Below are 957 nucleotides of genomic sequence, written 5' to 3'. Positions count from 1 at the left end.
GCCACCCGCGGCGCCGGCCGCGCCACCGCGATCGAGCTGGGCGCGCTCGGCGCCACCGTCTACGGGACGGGGCGGTCCACCCGCTCGGGGCGCTCCCCCATGGACCGGCCCGAGACCATCGAGGACACCGCCGAGCTCGTGACGGCCGCGGGTGGCGAGGGCGTCGCCGTCCGCTGCGACCACACCGACGCCGACGACGTCGCCCGGCTCGTGGGGCGCATCCGCACGGACCACGGTCGGCTCGACGTCCTGGTCAACGACATCTGGGGCGGTGACCCGTTCCTGAGCTGGGACCAGCCCGTCTGGGAGCACCCGCTGGACGCGACGCTCGGCGTGCTGCGCAACGGCATCGAGACGCACCTGATCACCAGCCACCACGCGCTCCCGCTCCTGCTGGAGGGCACGGACGGTCTGGTCGTCGAGGTGGGCGACGGCAAGGAGGCGGTCCCCTACCGCGGGAACATGGCCTACGACCTGGTCAAGACGGCGGTCGTGCGGATGGGCGCCGGCCTGGCCCACGAGCTCACGCCCCGCGGCGTGACGGCGCTGACCGTCACGCCCGGGTACCTGCGCTCCGAGTCGATGCTCGACCACTTCGGCGTCACCACGGAGAACTGGCGCGAGAACACCCGGAACGTGCCGTACTTCGAGCACTCCGAGACGCCCCACCTGCTCGCCCGCGGGATCGCCGCGCTGGCCGCCGACGCCGGCCGCGCCAGGTTCGCCGGCCAGTGCCTGGGCTCCTGGGACCTGATGCGCGAGTACGACCTGCACGACCTCGACGGAACCCGGCCCGACTGGGGCGCCGTCGACCGCGCGGCGCGCGACCTGACCCTCGTCGACGGCATGCCCGGGCCGGCCTGATGCCTCGCCCGCGCACCGTCAGCGACGAGGCGATCCTCGACGCGACGCACGACCTCGCGCTCCGGATCGGCCCGGCGCGCCTGACCTTCGCCG

General features: G+C 74.6%; 1 protein-coding gene. It reads left to right on the top strand.

Translation table 11 applies throughout. From position 1 onward, the window contains the following. Positions 1-864 (top strand): SDR family oxidoreductase (locus PROKR_RS03865; protein ID WP_036959686.1); only part of this gene is annotated, 864 nt, incomplete at its 5' end. Positions 865-957 lie beyond the last annotated feature (93 nt).

Source organism: Promicromonospora kroppenstedtii DSM 19349 (genome assembly GCF_000515355.1).
In the GTDB taxonomy this organism is placed as follows: Bacteria; Actinomycetota; Actinomycetes; order Actinomycetales; family Cellulomonadaceae; genus Promicromonospora; species Promicromonospora kroppenstedtii.
Note: the sequence above shows the minus strand (reverse complement) of the source record. Positions and strands in the feature narration are given on the sequence as shown.